General features: G+C 68.2%; 18 protein-coding genes. 6 read left to right on the forward strand and 12 right to left on the reverse strand.

The features are described 5' to 3' along the window. Positions 1 to 42: 42 nt before the first annotated feature. The 5 genes from ACFVVI_RS14145 to ACFVVI_RS14165 form a co-directional block, all read right to left on the reverse strand. A complete protein-coding gene (locus tag ACFVVI_RS14145) occupies positions 43 to 867 on the reverse strand; it encodes an ABC transporter permease (RefSeq protein WP_379313714.1) in 825 nt (274 codons plus the stop codon). Next, complete coding sequence (locus tag ACFVVI_RS14150) at positions 864 to 1,850, reverse strand: ATP-binding cassette domain-containing protein (RefSeq protein ID WP_378990992.1); 987 nt, start codon at positions 1,848 to 1,850, stop codon at positions 864 to 866. Before ACFVVI_RS14150 ends, ACFVVI_RS14145 begins: the two co-directional genes overlap by 4 nt. Positions 1,851 to 1,909: 59 nt before the next feature. Then, on the reverse strand, positions 1,910 to 3,034 hold the full coding sequence (menE, locus tag ACFVVI_RS14155) for an o-succinylbenzoate--CoA ligase (protein WP_387445887.1): 1,125 nt from the start codon (positions 3,032 to 3,034) through the stop codon (positions 1,910 to 1,912). Between the two features lie 358 nt (positions 3,035 to 3,392). Next, positions 3,393 to 3,785, reverse strand: a complete 393-nt coding sequence (locus ACFVVI_RS14160; protein ID WP_387445692.1) for a VOC family protein — start codon at positions 3,783 to 3,785, stop codon at positions 3,393 to 3,395. A gap of 13 nt (positions 3,786 to 3,798) precedes the next feature. After that, entirely contained in the window at positions 3,799 to 4,692 is an 894-nt protein-coding gene (locus tag ACFVVI_RS14165; protein WP_056816187.1) for a 1,4-dihydroxy-2-naphthoyl-CoA synthase, read from the reverse strand. Positions 4,693 to 4,833: 141 nt separating this feature from the next. On the opposite strand from ACFVVI_RS14165, the gene ACFVVI_RS14170 reads away from it, so the two are divergent. The 3 genes from ACFVVI_RS14170 (at position 4,834) to menD (ending at position 7,792) form a co-directional block, all read left to right on the forward strand. Next, positions 4,834 to 5,280, forward strand: coding sequence for a DUF6918 family protein (locus ACFVVI_RS14170; protein WP_056814402.1), 447 nt, complete (start codon positions 4,834 to 4,836; stop codon positions 5,278 to 5,280). Positions 5,281 to 5,644: 364 nt separating this feature from the next. Further along, positions 5,645 to 5,902, forward strand: coding sequence for a hypothetical protein (locus ACFVVI_RS14175; RefSeq protein ID WP_387445695.1), 258 nt, complete (start codon positions 5,645 to 5,647; stop codon positions 5,900 to 5,902). 258 nt (positions 5,903 to 6,160) lie between these two features. Continuing rightward, a complete protein-coding gene (gene menD, locus ACFVVI_RS14180; RefSeq protein ID WP_379312387.1) occupies positions 6,161 to 7,792 on the forward strand; it encodes a 2-succinyl-5-enolpyruvyl-6-hydroxy-3-cyclohexene-1-carboxylic-acid synthase in 1,632 nt (543 codons plus the stop codon). A 59-nt stretch (positions 7,793 to 7,851) separates the two neighbouring features. On the opposite strand, the gene ACFVVI_RS14185 is transcribed toward menD, so the two are convergent. Continuing rightward, complete coding sequence (locus tag ACFVVI_RS14185) at positions 7,852 to 8,106, reverse strand: hypothetical protein (protein ID WP_378990986.1); 255 nt, start codon at positions 8,104 to 8,106, stop codon at positions 7,852 to 7,854. A gap of 181 nt (positions 8,107 to 8,287) precedes the next feature. On the opposite strand from ACFVVI_RS14185, the gene ACFVVI_RS14190 reads away from it, so the two are divergent. Then, a complete protein-coding gene (locus ACFVVI_RS14190; RefSeq protein WP_378990984.1) occupies positions 8,288 to 8,878 on the forward strand; it encodes a TIGR03086 family metal-binding protein in 591 nt (196 codons plus the stop codon). Positions 8,879 to 8,903: 25 nt separating this feature from the next. Here the strand turns inward: ACFVVI_RS14190 and ACFVVI_RS14195 are convergent, their stop codons facing one another. Further along, positions 8,904 to 9,536: a TetR/AcrR family transcriptional regulator C-terminal ligand-binding domain-containing protein gene (locus tag ACFVVI_RS14195; RefSeq protein WP_387445698.1), complete on the reverse strand. Its 633-nt coding sequence runs from the start codon at positions 9,534 to 9,536 to the stop codon at positions 8,904 to 8,906. Positions 9,537 to 9,618: 82 nt separating this feature from the next. Here ACFVVI_RS14195 and ACFVVI_RS14200 point away from each other — a divergent pair, with 82 nt between their 5' ends. Next, entirely contained in the window at positions 9,619 to 10,665 is a 1,047-nt protein-coding gene (locus ACFVVI_RS14200; protein WP_387445700.1) for an aldo/keto reductase, read from the forward strand. 5 nt (positions 10,666 to 10,670) lie between these two features. Here ACFVVI_RS14200 and ACFVVI_RS14205 read toward each other — a convergent pair whose 3' ends face one another. From ACFVVI_RS14205 to ACFVVI_RS14220, 4 genes are all read right to left on the reverse strand, one after another. Beyond that, positions 10,671 to 14,924: a molybdopterin-dependent oxidoreductase gene (locus ACFVVI_RS14205; RefSeq protein ID WP_387445702.1), complete on the reverse strand. Its 4,254-nt coding sequence runs from the start codon at positions 14,922 to 14,924 to the stop codon at positions 10,671 to 10,673. A 198-nt stretch (positions 14,925 to 15,122) separates the two neighbouring features. After that, positions 15,123 to 15,836 carry a demethylmenaquinone methyltransferase gene (locus ACFVVI_RS14210; protein WP_378990977.1) on the reverse strand — a complete coding sequence of 238 codons (714 nt, stop codon included), beginning with the start codon at positions 15,834 to 15,836 and terminating at the stop codon, positions 15,123 to 15,125. Between the two features lie 51 nt (positions 15,837 to 15,887). After that, a complete protein-coding gene (locus ACFVVI_RS14215) occupies positions 15,888 to 17,030 on the reverse strand; it encodes a glycosyltransferase family 4 protein (RefSeq protein WP_387445704.1) in 1,143 nt (380 codons plus the stop codon). 72 nt (positions 17,031 to 17,102) lie between these two features. Beyond that, positions 17,103 to 17,543 carry a DUF3592 domain-containing protein gene (locus ACFVVI_RS14220; protein WP_379316246.1) on the reverse strand — a complete coding sequence of 147 codons (441 nt, stop codon included), beginning with the start codon at positions 17,541 to 17,543 and terminating at the stop codon, positions 17,103 to 17,105. An 85-nt stretch (positions 17,544 to 17,628) separates the two neighbouring features. Here ACFVVI_RS14220 and ACFVVI_RS14225 point away from each other — a divergent pair, with 85 nt between their 5' ends. After that, positions 17,629 to 18,126 (forward strand): DUF2505 domain-containing protein, encoded by a 498-nt coding sequence (locus tag ACFVVI_RS14225; protein WP_378658681.1) that lies wholly within the window; start codon positions 17,629 to 17,631, stop codon positions 18,124 to 18,126. Between the two features lie 50 nt (positions 18,127 to 18,176). Here the strand turns inward: ACFVVI_RS14225 and ACFVVI_RS14230 are convergent, their stop codons facing one another. Further along, a complete protein-coding gene (locus ACFVVI_RS14230) occupies positions 18,177 to 19,442 on the reverse strand; it encodes a geranylgeranyl reductase family protein (RefSeq protein ID WP_387445707.1) in 1,266 nt (421 codons plus the stop codon). Positions 19,443 to 19,515: the final 73 nt, after the last annotated feature.

Raw genomic sequence — 19,515 nt, forward strand, 5'->3', positions numbered from 1 at the left:
ATCCGACCCACCGGATCGGATGCCGTTGCGGAGGAGCGGTGTTCAGGCGCGGCGCATGTAGGCCCGCACCGCCAGTGGCGCGAAGATCGCGATCACCACGAGTGATCCGACCAGCGACCAGACGAGGTCGGTGCCGTAACTGTTGGTGTTCATCAGCTCTCGGCAGGTGTTGACCATGTAGTACACGGGGTTGACGTGGTTGAGACCCTGCATCCAGCCCGGCATGGTGCTCACCGGGGCGAAGGCGCCCGACATGAACGTCAGCGGGAACATCACCATCATCGAGATGCCCTGCACCGACGCGGCGCTCTTGCCGGTGACACCGACCAGCGCCCAGATCCAGCTGACCGCGAACGAGCACACCACGACCACCAGGCAGGCCGCGACAACCCCGACCAGACCGCCGCCTGGCCGGTAGCCCAGGCAGAGCCCGACCAGCACGGTCAGCGTCGAGGCGATGGCGTAGCGCACCATGTCGGCCAGTAGCGCACCGGACAGTGCCGAGACCCGGGCGATGGGCAGGGATTTGAAGCGGTCGAACACGCCCTTGTCCATGTCCTCACGCAACTGCGTGCCGGTGACCACCGAGGTCAGCACCACGGTTTGCACGAGGATGCCCGGGATGAGCACCGGCAGGTAGCCGGACACGCTGCCCGAGATCGCGCCGCCGAAGATGTAGGTGAACAGCGCCGTGAACAGGATCGGCTGCACCGTCACGTCGAAGAGCTGTTCGGGATTGTGTTTGATCTTGAGCAGGCCGCGATAGGCCATCGTGAACGACGTGGAGATCGTGTCGCGCAGGCTGATTCGGTCGCTGGCCTGGGGAATGTCGTCGATGGTTGTGGGAGCGGTGAGAACTGCGGTCATGCCGCGCTCCGTTCGGTGTCGTCGGATTCGTCGGCCGGGTGGCCGGTGATGGTGAGGAAGACTTCGTCCAGCGTCGGCTTGCTGACGGTGATCTCCTCGACCCCGATCTCCCAGTCGCGCAACCGGATCAGCAGGTCGGCGGTGAGATTCGGGTCGGGCAGCGGCGCGGTGAGCCTGCCCGCCTCGGGGCTGATCTGCGCGCTCACGTCGAGGAAGTCGCCGACGATGCGGCGGGCCTCGTCGAGCTGCTCGGGATCGACCAGGGTCAGGTGGACCGACGCGCCGCCGATGGAGGCCTTGAGCTCGTCGGCGGTGCCGTCGGCGATCACCTTGCCGCGGTCGATCACCGCGATCCGGTCGGCCAGCTGGTCGGCCTCGTCGAGGTACTGGGTGGTGAGCAGCACCGTCGCGCCCTCGCGGACCAGCCTGCGGATGGTGTCCCACATCTGCGCGCGGGTGCGGGGATCGAGGCCGGTGGTCGGCTCGTCGAGGAACAGCAGCGGCGGGGTGGAGATGAGGCTGGCAGCGAGGTCGAGGCGCCTGCGCATACCGCCGGAGAAGTTCTTCAACGGCTTGGACGCGGCCTCGACGAGGTCGAATTCCTCGAGCAGCTCGACGGCTTTGCGCCGGGCATCGCCCCTGCTCAGGCCGAGCAGGCGGGCGAAGATGATCAGGTTCTCGGTGGCGGTGAGTTCCTCGTCGACCGAGGCGTACTGGCCGGTGACGCCGATCAGCGAGCGCACCGCGTTCGGTTCGGCCACGACGTCGCGGCCGAAGATCCGGGCGCTACCGCCGTCGGGGCGGAGCAGGGTCGCCAGCATCTTGATGGTCGTGGTCTTGCCCGCGCCGTTCGGTCCGAGCACGCCGTACACAGCGCCGCGCGGCACCGTCAGGCTGACCCCGTCGACCGCCCGCTGCTTCCCGAACACCTTGACCAGCCCGTCCGCCTCGACGGCGAGGGATGAAGTGGGTGTGTAAGTCATGAGCACTACCGTGCCCACCCCGACTTGCACGCCCCTTGCGCAGCGCTGTCGTCGTGCGGCTACTCGGCCAGCAGGAGCGTGCGCAGGGCCGCGCGGTCGGGCTTGCCGGGGCCGCGGAGCGGGATTTCGGACAGGACGGCCAGTTCACGCGGTGCGGCGATCGAGTCGAGTTCGGCCACTACGTGGGCACGTAGTTCGTCCAGTGTCGGCGCGGCACCGGGTGTCGGCACGATCGCGACCGCGACCCGCTGACCCAGCCGTTCATCGGGCAGGCCGAGCACGATGCATTCGCGGATACCGGGGTGGTTGGCCAGCACAGCCTCCACCACCTGCGGAATCACCAGTAGTCCGCCGGTCATGATCGCCTCGTCGAGGCGGCCCGAAATCGAGAGCACACCGTCGTCGAAGGAGCCCGCGTCTTCGGTCCGGAACCAGCCGGGCTCGGCGAAGGCTGGGTGATCGGGCAGATTGCGGTAACCGCGCGCGATCATCGCACCGCCCAGAATGACGCGACCGTCCTCGATCCGCACCTCGGTGCCGTCGAGCGGCACGCCCTCGTAGACGCACCCGCCGCAGGTCTCGCTCATCCCGTACGTGCGAACCACCGTGATACCGAGGTCGCGCGCCCGGTCCAGCACCGGCGCGGGCGTGGCCGCACCGCCGACCAGGACACCGTCGAGTTCGGCCAGCGCCTTGGCCGCTATCGGCGAATCCAGCGACTTGATCAGCTGGGTGGGTACCAGCGCGGTGTAGCGACGCGGTCCGCGCATCGCGCCGACAGCGCCGGCCAGCGCCTCGGGCAGGAATCCGCCCGACACGTCGAGCACGGTCGGCTCGGTACCGGCGAGAATGCTGCGCAGCAGTACCTGGATACCGGCGATGTGATGGGTGGGCAGCGCCAGCAGCCAACTGCCCGGCCCGCCGAGGCGGTCGTGGGTGGCGTTACCGCTGGCACGCAGTGCCTCGGCGCCGAGCAGCGCGCCCTTGGGGATACCGGTGGTCCCCGAGGTCGTCACGACCAGCGCGACATCGTCATCGATCGGATCGCCCGGTTTGAGCGCGTCGGAGAGTCTGCGCGCCTCCCGGCGATCGGTGGTCGGGATCGGTAGCCACGCCGGGCCGCTGCCGTCGAGGGCTTGGCGCAGGTGGGGCATCACTTCGCTCACCCCGGCGCCGGTCGGCATCTGCAGCGTCCGCAGGGTTCTGCTCACGCCGCGGCCTCGCTGGCGCTCGGCCGCACCGTGCGCATCGCGCGCTGGCACATGATTCGCTCGCTGTGCTCCCTCATGCCCACCACCTCCGGAAACAGCTTGCCGCGCGCCCTCACGGCTTCGATCGTGTCATGCGACCGACAAGACCCGGCCAACGGGTCGGTTTGTCGGGAAACGGGTCGGGAAAGCCAGACATAGCGACTGCGATTCAGTAGATGGACAACACCACTCGCACTGCGGTCCGGACGGCGTCGGTCGGGCGCTTGCTCGCAGCTATCGTGCGCGGCCGAGCCGTCATCGGCAACTCGGCTCGGCCGCGGGCACAGCCCTCTCACTCCGGTGACCAGCGCTGATCCCGCCGGATCGGATGTTCGGCGGGAACCTGCACCAGCACGATGGCGACCCCGTCCGGATCGCGCACCCACATCTCCCACAGACCCCAGTGTTCGAGCACCGGTGCGCGCTCGATCTCGATTCCCTTCAGCGCCAACTCCGCCGCCGCGTCCTCGACATCGCGGATCTGCAACCAGATCGCGCCGTCGAAGCTGCCTGCCTGCCCGCTGCCACCGTGTGCGGCGACCTCGAGCAGCGACTGCCCGGCGAAGAACACCGTGCCGCCCGGGTACTCCCGCGCGATCGCCAAGCCGAGGCTGTCGCGGTAGAACGCCAGCGTGCGACCGTAGTCGCTGGGACGCACGATGATCCGGCTGTTGAGAATCTCCATGGGGTGTCCGTTCTCAGAAGTACCAGGGGTAGGGCGTCCAATCGGGCTTGCGCTTCTCCAAGAACGAGTCTCGGCCCTCGACCGCTTCGTCGGTCATGTACGCCAGGCGAGTCGCCTCGCCCGCGAACAGCTGCTGACCGACCAGGCCATCATCGAGCAGGTTGAACGCGTACTTCAGCATGCGCTGCGCCTGCGGCGATTTGCCGTTGATGTCGGCGGTCCACTCGAGCGCGACGTTCTCCAGCTCGTCGTGATCGACGACCTTGTTCACCGCACCCATCTGGTGCATCTCCTCGGCCGTGTACGGCCTGCCGAGGAAGAAGATCTCGCGCGCGAACTTCTGGCCCACCATCTTCGCCAGATACGCGCTGCCGTAACCACCGTCGAACGAACCGACGTCGGCGTCGGTCTGCTTGAACCGCGCGTGCTCGCGCGAGGCGAGGGTCAGATCGCAGACCACGTGCAGGCTGTGCCCGCCACCCGCCGCCCAACCGTTGACCAGCGCGATCACCACCTTGGGCATGAAACGGATCAGCCGCTGCACCTCGAGGATGTGCAGTCGGCCCGCGCGCGCCGCGTCGACCGTGTCGGCGGTCTCGCCGTCGGCGTACTGGTAGCCGTTGCGGCCGCGGATGCGCTGGTCACCACCGGAACAGAACGCCCAGCCACCGTCCTTCTCGCTCGGACCGTTGCCGGTGAGCAGCACCGCGCCCACGTCGGGGCTCATCCGCGCGTGATCGAGCGCGCGGTACAGCTCGTCGACGGTGTGCGGACGGAATGCGTTACGGACCTCGGGCCGGTCGAACGCGACCCGCACCGTGCCCTGCTCGATATGGCGGTGATAGGTGATGTCGGTCAGGTCCTCGAACCCGGGGACGGGCTGCCACAGCTTCGGATCGAAAGTCACGACCACGATTATTGCCCTACCTTCCGACGTCGCGGTACGAGGTCGTAACACTGCAGCTCGAGCGGTCGCCGCATACTCTGAGCACCCGATGCGTATAGTTGCGCCTGCTCGTACATCGAACCGATCCGGAGGAACCTGAAAGTGGTTGCAGCACTGTCTGAATCCCTGCTCGACGACGCCAAGCGTCCGGCTTTCCTTGCTGACGCCGTCGAGGTGCTCGACGCCGAGGTCTCGGACAAAGGTGGTGCGTCCGGCCTGGCAGTGAAGGGTGGCTACGCGGCGGTCAAGAAGATCAGCCCGACCATCGTTCCCGACGGCCTCGCGTCGCTGGCGCCGAAACTGCTCGACCAGCTCCAGCCGTACTGGGCGGAGTTCACCACCTCCGGCACCGGCACCTTCGCCGATCTGCTGGCCGCGAAGTCCGATGAGGTTGCCGAGTCGCTGCTGGCCGTCACCGACGCCCGCGCCGAGTCGTCCACCCGGCCTGCGCTGAAGAAGGTGTACTCGTCGATGCGTGGTTCGGCCAAGAAGCACGTCATCGAGGCACTGCCGCGCGTCGGCGATCTGGTGCAGAAGCACGCAGGCTGAGCGGTAAGGCGAGGTAGCCCTCGCCGCGATCGTCCGATTGGGCCGGTGTGAGTTCGGGTAACCGAACCGCACCGGCCTTTTCGCGTTCGTGGGTGACCACCCTCACGCAACAGGGGTGTGCGGTGGTGGCGGACACATCGATTCCCGGTCGGCGGTAAATTCCGGGTCGGTCTGTGTGAGGAATATTACCGCTCCGGTGAACGCCAGGATAATTGCGGGTTGCCACGAATTCGTCATATGCGCGTGCGTCATCTTCGCGATTGACAACTACCCGGCCTTATCGGTTACGTTGCCAATCAAGCGATTCGAAAGGTGAATTGCTTCAAGTGACTGCATTGCACAGGTCGAAAGGAAGTTTGCTCACATGATCTCTCGCAAGACCCTAGCCGCCACCGGTGCTGCCGCTGCCGCCGCTGTCATGTTCTTCGGTCCCGCCGTCGCGAGCGCCGACACCGGCTCCGCCGAGGCCTCTAGCGGCTCGGCTGATGTGCTGACCGGCTCGTCCTCGGGTTCCGGCGTGCTCGAGTCGGGCAGCGCCGCTGCCGACAGCGCCACCTCCGCTGTTCTCAACATCATCGAGTCCATCACGGGCATCCAGGATCTCACCGCCCCCGCGGAGTGAGCTGACTCTTCGTTCGGCCGGCCTTTTACCGGGTTGGCGGAAATTCCGGCGGCGGGCGTCTTGCTCGTCGCCGGATTTCTTTCTTTTGTTGTTCTCTTTGCGATTTCATGAATATCGGTTGCCGCTGGATATGAATAGCTGTCCGGCTCTTCGGTAATTGGTTGAGGCGTTCGTAAATCGATACGCCGCCCGGCTCGGTGACGCACGCAACGCGGGCCGGGGGCAGACGGGTGCGCGCCGGTCTGACAGGCTGTGATTGTGAATCCGTCTACTGCGCAGGCTCGAGTGGTCGTCGACGAGCTCGTCCGCGGCGGCGTCCGCGAAGTGGTGCTGTGCCCCGGATCGCGTAACGCGCCACTGGCCTTCGCGCTGCAGGCGGCGGACGCGGCCGGCGAGCTGCGGCTGCACATGCGCGTCGACGAGCGCACCGCGGGATTTCTCGCGATCGGTCTCGCGGTGTCGTCGGGGCGGCCGGTTCCGGTTGTGATGACCTCCGGCACCGCGGTGGCGAACCTGGGCCCGGCGGTCCTGGAGGCCAACTACGCGCGGGTGCCGCTGATCGTCGTCAGTGCCAATCGGCCCTACGAGATGCTCGGTACCGGCGCCAATCAGACGGTGGAACAGCTCGGGCTGTTCGGCTCTCAGGTGCGTGCCACGATCAGCCTCGGGCTGGCCGAAGCCGAAGCGGGGGAGTCGGCCTACCCGCGACAGAACAGTGTGTGGCGTTCGTCGGTGTGCCGGGTGCTCGCCGCCGCGCGCGGAACCCGTTCCGGCAATGCGGGTCCGGTCCAGTTCGACATTCCGCTGCGGGAACCGCTGGTCCCGGAGCTGTCCGACGACCCGCTGCCCCTCGGCCGCGAGGGCGAACGGCCGTGGACGGCAACCCAGTACGCCACCCTCGACGTGCCGCTCGACATCGATCTGACGCCCGACACCGTCGTCATCTCCGGCCACGGCGCCCGGCTGCTGCCCGAACTCGCCGCGCTGCCGACGGTGGCCGAGCCGACCGCGCCGATGCACGGCCCCGCCCTGCATCCGCTCGCGCTGTCGCTGCTGAAGCCCACCCAGGCGATCATCACCGGTCGCCCCACCCTGCACCGGCAGGTCTCGCGCGTGCTGGCCGATCCGGACGTCACCGTGTTCGCGCTCACCACCGGTCCGCGCTGGCCCGATGTCTCCGGCAATGTCGTCGGCACCGGCACTCGCGCGGTGACCACCGGCGCGCCCGCGCCCGCGTGGCTGGCGCGCTGCTCCGAACTGAACCAGCAGGCCGAATCGGTGGTGCGGGCCGAGCTGGCCGCGCATCCCAAGGCGACCGGCCTGCATGTGGCGGCCGTGGTCATGGATGGACTACGCGAAGGCGATCAGCTGCTGCTCGGTGCGTCGAACCCGGTGCGCGACGCCGCCCTGGTCTCGCATCCACGGCCGGGTATCCGCGTGCTGTCCAATCGCGGCGTGGCCGGGATCGACGGCACGGTCTCCGGTGCCGTCGGTGCCGCGCTGGCGCATCCGGGCCGCACCGTGGCGCTGATGGGTGACCTCACCTTTCTGCACGATGCGTCCGGCCTGCTGATCGGTCGTGGCGAACCACGCCCGGACAACCTCACGATCGTCGTCGCCAACGACGACGGCGGCGGCATCTTCGAGCTGCTCGAACAGGGCGATCCGCAGTACGCGGGTGTGTTCGAGCGGGTTTTCGGCACACCGCACGGCATGGATCTGGCCGCACTGTGTGCCGCCTACCGCATCCCGCACCGTCAGCTCGATCCCGCCGAACTGGCCGTGGAACTGGCCGCCGACGCGCACGGTCTGCGGGTGCTCGAGGTGGCGACCGAGCGGTCCAGCCTGCGTGAATTGCACGCGGGTCTGCGGACGAAGATCGCCGGTTAGGCGAACCTCCGCCCTCGCCGCGGCCGTGCGCGAACGGCGGTCGAACGCTGTCGCGCCCGTCAGCCTTCCTCGGCGACGGTGAACTCCTCGCCGCCCTCGTCGAAGGGGACGGGGATGGTCTGTTCGATCACGTCCGCCGGATTCGCGGTCTCGGCCTCACGGGCGATGGTGGCCGCCATCTCGTCGGTGTAGTCGGCGGCGTCGGAGTAGGCGGGATCGTCGGGGTCGTCATCGCGGAAGGCGGACTGTTCCTGTTCGACGCGATCGGCCTCGGGGACCTCGTCCAGTGGGCGAGAGCTTTCGTAGTCGATCATCGGTGCTCCTCGTTCGTCGGCCTGCTCGATCGGTTGAGCCTCGGACGTGATGTGACGCTGATCGGGTCCTGCGCTGTCCAGGGTGCGCCGATCCGGTGCCCGCGGCAACCCGCACCGATGACTTTCCGGCGACGGTGTCGTCTGCATGAGTGCAGCCACCTGCCATCGCTGAGGAGCGCTCATGGAACCACAGTTCGATTTCGAACCAGCCGCCCGATCGCTGGCCGCGGTCGTCGACGGCATCACCGACGACCAGCTCGCCGACCCGACGCCGTGCGCCGAGTCCACGGTGCGCGATCTGCTCGCCCACGTGGTCGGGCTGACCGAGGCGTTCCGCCAGGCCGCGACCAAGGAGTCGATCGGCCGGTCCGTGCCACCGCCCGCCGGTTCCGACAGCCCGCTGCCCGATGACTGGCGCACTCGCATCGCCGCGCAGCTCGAGACGTTGACGTCGGTGTGGCGCGTGCCCGAGGCATGGGAGGGTGACACCGAGGCCGGTGGAGTGGAGCTGCCCGCCGCGGTCATGGCGATCGTCGCGCTCGACGAGATCACCATCCACGCGTGGGATCTCGCCGTCGCCACCGGACAGCATGTGACCGTCGCCCCCGCGGACCTCGCGATCCTGCACGAGTTCCTGCGCGAGACCGACCCCGCCGGCACTCCCGGCTTGTTCGGCCCGGTCGTCGAGATCCCGGCCGACGCTTCCGCCTTCGACCGACTGCTCGGTCTCACCGGTCGCGACCCGGCCTGGCGTTCCCCGGCGGTCGCCTAGCACCGCGCTCCGTCGTCCCCTGCGTTCAGTCGTCGAGGCTCTCCGCGGCGATGACGAATGTCCCCGCGGCGGCGGCGATGGCGGCGGCCCGGGCCGATCGGTCGGCGATGTCGTCGTCGATGGGATCGCCGCTGGCCAGTAATCGGTAGTAGAGCGGCGCGGAGACCGCGGAGAGCACGGCGCGCGGGTCGGTGCCGACGGGCGCCTCGCCACGGATGACGGCGGCCTCGACACACGGCGCCCATTCGTTGAGCCGGGTGTCGTAGAAGGTGTGCAGCGCGGCGGCGGTGGCATCGTCGCAGGTGGCGGCCGCGATGACCGCGCGAAACAGGTTGCTCTGGCGACCGTCGGCGAGAGTCTTCGCCACCAGGCGGGCGTTCGCGGTCAGATCGTCGAGCAGTGAGCCGGTGTCGGCGCGGGGCAGTGACTGCTCGGCCATGTCGACGAGCAGATCGGCGACCAACCCCGCGGGCGTGCGCCAGCGGCGGTAGACAGTTGTCTTGCCGACCCCGGCACCGGTGGCGACCTCGGTCAGGTCGAGGTGCGCGAATCCGCGGTCCGCCAGCAGATCACCGGCCACTTCCAGGACGGACTCGCGCACCCGGGCGGTGCGTCCACCAGGCCGAACGGAGCCCGGCCAAGCGATGTCGTGGTCCATAACGGAACTCCTGTTTCATTTAGCGCGGATCGGGTGTACTGTCGATCGTGTTAACGAAACTATAGACCCTTTAGGAGCTCTCATGGAGTACCGACGGCTCGGCGCATCTGGTCTTCTCGTTCCGGCACTCGGCTTCGGCGCGGGTACTTTCGGCGGTCGCGGTGCGCTGTTCAGCGCATGGGGTGATACCGATGCCGCGCAGGCCAGGCGCTTGATCGACATCAGCGTGGAGGCCGGCGTCACCCTGTTCGACACGGCCGACGTCTATTCCGACGGCGCGTCGGAGGAGGTACTCGGTGCGGCGATCAAGGGCAGGCGCGAACAGGTGCTGCTGTCGACCAAATCGGCGCTGCCCACCGGCCCCGGCCCCCACGAGGCGGGCTCGAGCCGCGCCAGGCTGATCCGCGCCGTCGACGCCTCGCTGCGCCGCCTCGGCACCGACTACCTCGACCTGTTCCAGCTGCACGCCTTCGACGCGGGCACGCCGCTGGCGGAAACACTCACGGCCCTGGACGATCTGGTGCGGGCAGGCAAGATCCGCTACCTCGGCGTCTCCAACTTCGCCGGCTGGGAACTGATGAAAACACTCGCTACCGCCGAGGCTCTCGGCCTGGAAAGGCCGGTAGCGCACCAGGTCTACTACTCGCTGGTCGGTCGCGACTACGAATGGGAACTGATGCCGCTCGGTGCCGACCAGGGCGTCGGCTCCATCGTCTGGAGTCCGCTCGGCTGGGGCAGGCTCACCGGCAAAATCCGTCGCGGACAACCGCTTCCGACGGGAAGCAGACTGCACGAGACGGCTCAGGCGGGTCCGCCCGTCGACGATGAACGGCTCTACGACGTTGTCGAGGTGCTCGATCGTATCGCCGCCGAAACCGGCCGCAGCGTTCCGCAGATCTCGCTGAACTGGCTGCTCACCCGGCCCACGGTCGCCACGGTGTTGATCGGCGCCCGCAACGAGGAGCAGTTACGCCAGAACCTCGGTGCGGTCGGTTGGCAGCTCGACCCCGAACACCTGGCCGCGCTCGATGCGGCGAGTGCGACGACACCCCCGTACCCCTACTACCCGTACCACCGGCTGCCCGACTTCGCCCGGCTCAACCCGCCGACGATCCACGCGGCGGCCTGATCGGATCAGTACACGTCGCGCACGTACCGCTTCTCGGCGACGAGCTGCTTCTTGAAGGCCAGCGCGCCGGCCTCGTCCAGCTTTCCGTGGATCTGGGCGATCCGCAGCAGGGTGTCGTCGACATCCTTGGCCATCCGGGCGGCATCACCGCAGACATAGAAGTGGCCGCCGTCGCGCAGCCACGACCACAGCTCGGCGCCGTGCTCGATCATTCGGTGCTGGACATAGACCCGCTCGCGCTGATCGCGGGAGAAGGCGAGGTCGAGCCGGGTGAGGAAACCGGAGCGGAACATGTCTTCGAGCTCGGCGCGGTAGTAGAAGTTCTGGGCGGCGTGCTGGTCGCCGAAGAACAGCCAGTTGCGACCGGTCGCGCCGATGGCCCGGCGCTCGTGCAGGAAACCGCGGAAGGGAGCGATACCGGTACCCGGCCCCACCATGATCATCGGGGCGTTCGGGTCCAACGGCGGACGGAAATGCGGTGCCCGCTGCAGAAAGATCGGCACCTCGGTCGTGCCCCGGTCGGCCAGGAACGTCGAGCACACCCCACCGCGCCGCGCCGAGGTGCCCACCGGGTCGCCGTAGCGGACGACACCGACCGTCAGCTGCACCTCGTCGGGCGTGGTCAACGGGCTCGAGGAGATCGAATACTGGCGTGGTTGCAGCTTTTTCAGTGCGCCCAGCCAGTCGACGAGATCGGTGCGTACCGGGAAGTCACGCAGCACGTCGACCGCCTGGCGGTCCCACAGGTAGGAGGCGAGCTCGTTGCGATTGTCGCGGCGCAGCAGCTTGGCCAGCTGTGGGTGTGGGTTGCGCTCGCCGATGAAGCCGAGCAGGTCCTGGCTCACCTTGGTGATGTCGTAGTGGGTGCGCAGAGCATCGGTGAGCGTGAGTTCGCGGTCGTCTACCTCGATCACGCGCCGGCCGTCGAGTCCGGTGCAGGTGAGCCATTCGTCGACCAGATCCGGACAGTTGGCGGGCAGCACGCCCAGCGAATCGCCCACTTCGTACCCGGCGTCGAGGTCGTGCAGGTCGAAACCGAAGCGCCGCACCTCTTTCGGTGAGCCGGGTGCGCTGAGGATCTCGTTGCGCATCAGGGTGGCGCGGACCGGCGACTGGCGGGTGAACGGAGCGGCGGCGGCGCGCTTCGCTCGGGCGGGCGCGAGTTGCCGGTCGAGCACGGTCGTTCCACCGCGACCGGCCGGTGACGGCATCGCACGGCCCGAATCGGCGTGCCGGGCAACGTTGCTGGTGCCGATCGAATCGCGGCCGTTCGATGCGCCGACGAGCGAGGCATCGCGGCCGCGCGGAGCGCCACCGGTCGGACCGCCGTCGTCGGGCGATCCGCTGGTGATCGCGATCAGGACATCGTCGAGCCACTGATCGGCGGTGTCGGCGAAATCGGGCTCGCTGTCCACCCGCGCCAGCAGTCGCTTCGCGCCCCGTTCGGCGAACAGGGTGTCGAGCTTGCGGCCATGGCCACAGAAGTCGTCGTAGGAGGAATCGCCGAGCGCGAACACCGCGTACCGAACACCGTTGAGGCGAATGATGCTGTCTTCGAGCCTGGTCCAGAAGTCGGCACCGTTGTCCGGCGGGCCACCGTCACCGAAGGTGCTGGTGACGAGGAGAACGTCACCGGTGATCGAGGTCAGCTCGCACGAATCCATGTCGAGCAACGACGGCGTGAGTCCCGCCTCCGAGAGGCGGGCCGCGACGGTGGCGGCCAGTTCTTCGGCGTTGCCGGTCTGGGAGGCCCACAGGACGGTGACCGGGTGGGAGTCGGGGCTGTCGGTGGCTTCGCTGGCGGCGCCTGCGTTGCGGGAGTACATGCCGGCCAGTAGTCCGTCGACCCACAGGCGTGACTGTGTCGACAACGGTGCGCTCACCGGAAGCACCGGCTGCCCGGTCACCGGTAGCGACTGCAGGGCGGCGAGGTAACCGCCGAGATAGATGCGCTCGGTCTCGCTGAGCGTGGGGGAGATGCCGGCGTCGAGGCCGAGGATGCCGGCCAGTGGATGCGCGGCCGGTTGTGCGGGCAGCTGCGCGGGGTGCGGGGGTGCTTGCTCAGGTGTGGCGGCCGGGCCGACCCGGCGCAGCGCCACCGCGCACGCCTTGAACTCCGGCTGCAACGAAGCCGGATCCACCGCGTCGTTGGTGACCGCGTTGATCGTCAGATATTCGCCCTGTTCGTCATTCCAGTGGAAAGGAGCAAAACAATCACCAGGTCGCACCCGGTCGCTGATCCGCACCGGCAGCACAGCACGGCCCCGGCGCGACGCGATCTCGAGCTGATCGCCCGGCTTCAGATCGAGCTTCTCGGCGTCGGTGGGATGAACTTCGACGAACGGCTCGCCGTTCAGCTTCGTCAGCTTGGCGACCTTGCCTGTCTTGGTCATCGTGTGCCACTGATGCTGCAGCCGACCGGTATTGAGCAGGAAAGGATAGTCGTCGTCGGGCAGTTCGGCGGCGGGCATATGCGGGCGGGGAAAGAACACCGCGCGCCTGCTCGCTGTAGCGAAAGCCAGCCGCGGGGTGGTGCCGTCGGCCGCCGTGTGCAGCGGCTGATGGGTGCCGTCGTTGAGATAGCGGATCGGGTTGCGCGGGGTATCCGCGTCATTGCACGGCCACTGCATCGACCCCTGTGCCAGGCGTTCGTAGCTCATGCCGCTGAGGTCGTAGCCGGTGGCCGGGTTGGTGAACTGCCGCAGCTCGGCGAACACCTCGGCGCTGGAGGCGAAATCGAAGCCCGGGAAACCCATCGCCGTGGCGACCTGGGCGATCAGCAGCCAGTCCGGTCGCGCGTCGCCGATCGGGTCGACCGACTGCTGCAACAGGGTGACGTTGCGCTCCGAATTCACCATCACCGCATCGGCTTCGGCCCACAGTGCGGCGGGCAGCAGCAGGTCGGCGTAGGCGTTGGTCGCGGTCTCGGCGTAGGCATCCTGCACCACGACCAACTCGGCCGCCTCGAGGCCCGCGATCACCGTTTTGCGATTGGCCACGGTGGCCACGGGATTGGTGCAGATGATCCACGCGGCCTTGATCTCACCGTCGGCCAACCCGCGGAACATGTCGATCGTGCCGGGGCCCGACTCGGTGCGCAGCGTGCCGTCGGGCAGATCCCATGCGGTTTCGACGAAGGTGCGGTCGGCGGGGGAGAGCAGGCTGCGTTGCCCGGGCAGGCCGGGGCCCATGTAACCCATCTCGCGGCCGCCCATGGCGTTGGGCTGGCCGGTGAGCGAGAAGGGCCCACTGCCCGGCCTGCAGATGGTGCCGGTGGCCAGGTGCAGGTTCACCAGCGCGTTGGTGTTCCAGGTGCCGTGCGTGGACTGATTGAGCCCCATCGTCCACAGCGACATCCACTCACCGGCTTCGGCGATCATCGTGGCCGCGGTGCGGATATCGGCTTCGGCGAGGCCGGTCAGTTCCGCGACGCGGTCCGGGGGATAGTCGGCGAGGAACTCGGGCATCGCGTCCCAGCCCTCGGTGTGCTCGGCGATGAAGTCGGTGTCGATCGCACCGGTGGTGACCAGCAGGTGCAGCAGCCCGTTGAGCAGGGCGAGGTCGGTACCCGGTGCGATCTGCAGGAACAGGTCGGCGCGCGCGGCGGTATCGGTGCGGCGTGGGTCGACCACGATCAGCTTGGCGCCCGCCTTGAGCCGGTCGGCCATACGCAGATACAGGATGGGGTGGCAGTCGGCCATGTTCGCGCCGCTGACCAGGAACAGGTCGGCGTGTTCGAAGTCGTCGTAGGAACCGGGCGGCCCGTCCGCGCCGAGCGACTGCTTGTAGCCGGTGCCCGCGCTGGCCATGCACAGGCGCGAGTTGGCCTCGATGTGTTTGGTCCGCAGGTAGCCCTTGGCCAGTTTGGTGGCCAAGTACTGGGCTTCCAGCGACATCTGCCCCGAGACGTAGAGGGCGATCGCGTCGGGGCCGTGCTCGTCGAGGATCGCGCGCAGGCGGGTGGCGGTTTCGTGAACGGCCTCGTCGACCGGCAGTGGGACGGGGACCTGCCCGCGTTCGGGGCGCCGGTAGGCGGTGTCCATCCGGCCGGGCGCGGCCATCATCTCCGCGTGGGTGGCGCCCTTGGTGCACAGCCTGCCCGCGTTCGCCGGATGCAGCTTGTCGCCGCTGACCTTCGCGATCAACCGCGCACCAGACTGATCAGTCTTTGTCTGGACGTTTATGCCGCAGCCGACGCCACAATACGAGCACTGTGTACGCACAGTGTCCGTGCCGCGGCCGTCCGCTTCCCCTGTCATGACTCGATCATCCGCATCGGTCGTTGCGCTCGATTTACCGAACGTTATGTCCAGGTGACAATCGACCTCACAAGACGAAATCCCGACGGTGAGGATTCGGCCCGAATATCACCCCTGATCAGGGCGCATTCCGGGCTGTCGGCGCACGACCACGGACGAGTCGGGGTGACCGGACTCACCCCCGCCGCCGCCGGTGTTTCAGCCCAGTTTGTAGCCGCGGTGCAGTGCCACCACGCCACCGGTGAGGTCACGCCACTGCACCGAGTCCCAGCCGGCGTCCGCGACCCGGCGGGCCAGCCTGCGCTGGTTCGGCCAGGCACGGATCGACTCGGCCAGGTACACGTACGCGTCCGGGTTGGAGCTCACGGCGCGTGCCACCCGGGGCAGCGCCTTCATCAGGTACTCCATGTACACGGTGCGGAACGGTCCGAACACCGGTGTGGAGAACTCGCAGACCACCACCCGGCCGCCCGGTTTGGTCACCCGCAGCATCTCGCGCAGTGCCAGATCGATGTCGGCGACATTGCGCAGCCCGAACGAGATGGTCACCGCGTCGAACGAATCATCAGCGAACGGCAGCGCCATCGCATCGCCGGCCACCATCGGCACCTGCCGGAACCGGCCCGCCGCGAGCATCCCCTGGGAGAAGTCGGCGGCCACACACCAGGCGCCGGACTTGCCGAGTTCCACGGTCGAGACACCGGTACCCGCGGCCAGGTCGAGGACACGCTCGCCGGGACGCAGCGCGAGAGCACGTCGCGTCGCCCACCGCCAGTACCGGTCCTGGCCACCGGAGATGACCGTATTGGTGAGGTCGTAGCGCTTCGCCACACCGTCGAACATCGACGCGACCTCGTGGGGTTGCTTGTCCAGCGAAGCCCGAATCGGTTCTCGCTGCTCTGTTGTCGCCACGCACCGAGCTTAGAGTTTTTTCGCCGCGATAGCGCGGGTGGGTTGCGCCACTCAGGCCGTGCGCGGCAATCGCTCGCGCATCCCGGTGACGTCGGCATAGTGACCCATCAGCTCGGTGCAGATCGCGGGCCAGGTGCGGTGCAGCACCGACTTGCGCGCCGCCGCCGCGAACCGGCCGCGCTGGCCCGCGTCACGCAGGGCCGACACCGCGCTCGGCAGCAATTCCGCGAACCGGTCGACCGGCAGCAGATAGCCGTTGCGGCAGTGCGAGATCAGATCCCGTGGCCCACCGGCATCGGGCCCGATCACCGGCACACCCGAGGACAGCGCTTCCTGCACGCCCTGACAGAACGTCTCGTGCTCGCCGGGATGCACCATCACGTCCAGGCTGGCGTAGTGCGTGGCCAGCTCGCTGCCACCCAGTTCGCCGGTGAACACCGCGTCCGGCATCACTCTGCGCAGTCGGGCCCGTTCCGGTCCGTCGCCCACTACGACGAGCTGGATCGACGGGTCACCGGCCAGTGCGGCCAGCCGTTCCACGTGCTTCTCCGGTGCGAGCCTGCCCACGAACCCGACGACGAGCCGGTCACTGGAACCGAGCCAGCTCGCCCGCAGCTCGGCACTGCGCGCGGCCGGGTTGAACCGGGCGATATCCACGCCACGGCCCCAGCGGTGCACCCGGGGAATCCCGTGCTCGGCGAGATCGTGCGCGGCCGCCGACGACGGTGCCAGCGTGCGGGTGGCGCCCTCGTGGATCCGGCGCGTCCACGCCCACGCGGCCCGTGCGGCCAGCCCGAGCCCGTAGCTTTTGGCGAACCCGGCCACATCGGTCTGATACACAGCGACGGTCGGCAGATCCAAGCGCGTCGCCGCGGCGAGCCCGCCCGCGCCGAGCAGGAACGGCGAGGCCAGGTGCACCACATCGGGATCGAATGCGGCGATGGCGGCGGTGATGCCCGGTTGTGGCAGGCCCACCGGCAGCGAACTCACCTTCGGCACCATCATCGCGGGCACGCGGTGCACCGGGAATCGGCCGTGGAAGCGAGGTGCGGGTGGGGCGCCGCGCAGGGAATCGGGCGCCACGATCATCGCGTCGTGACCGTGCTGGTCCAGGTGATCCAACACCCGCAGCACGGAGTTGACGACGCCGTTCATGTTCGGCAGGAAAGACTCCGAGACGATGGCTACGCGCACTCTTCCAGGGTGACCGCCACACCGCGCGACACCCCCACACCGACGTGAAGCCGGGGCGAACAGCAAACGAAGTTACGACTCGCGCTGCTTGCGGCGCACGATCCAGAGCACCGGCAGGGCGAGCGCCCACGCCACGAAGATCACCGAGGCTGCCGGGATGATCGCCACCCGTGCGTCGCGCCCGGCCACCCGGACCAGGTCGGGGTCACGCGTGCTGTACTCCACGTTGATCCGCTGACCAGCGGTCAGATTTGTCGGATACAGGATGCCGACCTTCGGATTGTGGGTCACGCTGTCGGGCGTCACATAGATCACCGCCGAACGTAACCGGCCCGCCGACAGCACCTCGCCGGAGGTCACGCCACGATGGCGCTCGATTTCGAAGTCGTTGCGCCAAGCCGCGAGTACCAGCAACACCATCAGCACGCTGACCACGGTCGCTGCCCCGACCACCCACACCCGAACCCGGCGCAGGCGCTTGTTCCGCCGCTCCGACAGGCTGGTTTCCGACACCCGCCACACAGTACCGGTCACCTAGGGGACCGGAAGTTCCCGCACGCGCCGACGCCCCACGAGTCCCTCCCCTAACATTCCCGCTATGTCCCGCAAATTCAGCTTCACCGTGCCCTACACCGTCCCGGTCGAAGAGCTTCACCGGGCACTTGTCGACGACGCCGTCTGGCAGGCGCGTTTCGCCGGCGCCGAGACCGCGACCATCGAACTCTCCCATCCCGACGGCCCCGATTCGATCACCATCCATATGACCGAAACCCCCGGTAAGGACAAGGTTCCCGCGCTGGTGCGCAAGGTGCTCAAGAGCGATCTCGTCCTGGTCCGCACCGACAACTGGCAGCCACTGGCAGGCGAGGTCGCCAAGGGCAGTTTCACCGGCAACACCAGCGGCATCACCACCGAGATGTCGGGCACCTATGAACTGCGGCCCACCGCCGAGGGCAGCGAGATCGAGGTCGTCGGGACGGTCAAGGTGAAGGTTCCGCTGGTCGGCGGCGCTATCGAGCCGCTGGCCGAACAGTTGCACCAGCGCGTCCTGAACAGCGAACGCAAATTCATCGAGAACTGGTTCGCCAAGCTCTGAGCCGACAGCGAGGGGTGCCGCTCCAGTGAGCGGCACCCTCGCGTCGGCCATCAGCTGAACGGCGGGAGTTCGTCGGCCCGCAGCGACGCCCGTCCGGCCGCTCGCCAGGCGCGGGCTGTGAGGTCGAGGTCCTCGTCGGTCACCAGATTGCCCATCACGCGAACCGCCGTGCGCTGCAGATACTTCGAGCGCATCACCGGCGGCCCCCCGAGTGGGACCATCTTCGGCTGGGTGGCCAGGCCGGCGAGCCTGCGCGCCACGGAGAAGGTGCGTCCGTAGTGGTCACGCAGCAACTGCGGCCACGCTTGGCTCAGATCGGGTTCGTCGAGCAGGTCCGCGAGCATGTGCCCGCCTTCCAGGCCGTAGTCGATGCCTTCGCCGTTGAGCGGGTTCACGCAGCCCGCGGCGTCACCGACCAGCACCCAGTTCGGGCCCGCCACGTTCGACACCGCGCCGCCCATCGGCAGCAGCGCCGAGGCCACCGCGCGCAGTTCGCCCTCGAGTTCCCATTCCTCGCGACGCAGCTGGGTGTAGTGCTCGAGCAGCGGCTTGAGGGCGACGTGCGAGGGCCGCGCCTCGGTGGCCAGCGAGCCGACGCCGATGTTCACCTCGCCGTTGCCGAGCGGGAAGATCCAGCCGTAGCCGGGGACCAGCTCGTCGGCGGCATTGCGCAGCTCCAGATGCGAGGAGATCCACTGATCGTCGCTGCGACCGGACTTGATGTAGGCGCGGGCCGCGGTCCCGTAGGCGTAGCGGCGATGCCAGGTGCGACCCAGCTGTTTTCCGACGGGGGAGCGCACGCCGTCGGCCACCACCAGTACCCGGCAGCGCACCGTGTGGGTGGCCGCGCCGATCCGCACCGTCACCCCGGTGACCCGCTCACCCTCGCGCAATACCTCGGTGACCTTCGCGCCGTCGACCATCCGCGCACCCGACTTGATCGCGGTCTCGCGCAGTTTGTCGTCGAGTTCGGTTCGTGGAACCGCACTTCCGTACGTCGGGAACGACCCACCCGGCCACGGCAGCAGCGCTTCCTTGCCGAAACCCGCCATCCGCAGGCCGTGGTTCACGGTGTGCGCGCGCAACCATTCGCCGAGACCCAGATGTTCCAGCTCGGCGGTGGCGCGGGGCGTCAGCCCGTCACCACACGTCTTGTCGCGCGGGAAAACCGCCGAATCGAGCAGGAGCACATCGCGTCCGGCGCGCGCGGCCCACGCCGCCGACGCGGAACCGGCGGGCCCTGCCCCGACGACCAGCACCTCGACGGTGGCAGGCAGCGGAGCGCGGTCGGCAGGGGTGAGATCCGGTGAACCCATGGCTCAATACTGGCACTGTCGGCCGCTGTGCGAGAGTGTCGGGTACACCGGGAATTGTCACTGTGTGACGGGG

Source organism: Nocardia sp. NPDC058114 (assembly GCF_042884695.1).
Classification (GTDB): domain Bacteria; phylum Actinomycetota; class Actinomycetes; order Mycobacteriales; family Mycobacteriaceae; genus Nocardia.